This is a genomic window from Vogesella mureinivorans, from assembly GCF_007644035.1.
Classification (GTDB): Bacteria; Pseudomonadota; Gammaproteobacteria; order Burkholderiales; family Chromobacteriaceae; genus Vogesella; species Vogesella mureinivorans.
Window position 1 is genome coordinate 1 of the sequence record NZ_VMTV02000271.1, and the last position, 352, is coordinate 352.

2 protein-coding genes are annotated in these 352 nt (G+C 61.6%); both read right to left on the reverse strand.

The genetic code is table 11. The features are described 5' to 3' along the window. Window positions 1-209, reverse strand: a 209-nt coding sequence (rplF, locus tag FLQ44_RS08225; RefSeq protein WP_147693975.1) for a 50S ribosomal protein L6, incomplete at its 3' end; no start/stop codon positions are given. Window positions 210-256: 47 nt separating this feature from the next. Further along, on the reverse strand, window positions 257-349 hold the full coding sequence (gene rpsH / locus FLQ44_RS08230) for a 30S ribosomal protein S8 (protein ID WP_439144908.1): 93 nt from the start codon (window positions 347-349) through the stop codon (window positions 257-259). Window positions 350-352: the final 3 nt, after the last annotated feature.

Consider the following 352-nt stretch of genomic DNA (forward strand, 5'->3'; position numbering starts at 1 on the left):
GTCCGCGACATGCCCCAGGCCGCACGGGCCTCGCGGCTGTCGTTGGTCGGTGCGATAACAACACCGTCGTCGGTCAACTCGGGCTTGACGGCATCAACGAGCACGACCGAGAGTTCACCCTTGGAACCCTTGGCGGTGACCTTCTGGCCGTCCACCGTGACCGTCACGCCGCTGACCGGGGCTACCGGCTGTTTGCCAATACGCGACATTTTTATAGCCTTTTCGTCTTAAGTTGGTGGGGTCTCCTCGTCGCGCCTTAGAAGACGCGGCAGAGGACCTCACCGCCAACATTTTCAGCACGCGCCTGATGGTCTGCCATCACACCCTTGGGGGTGGAGAGGATCGACACACC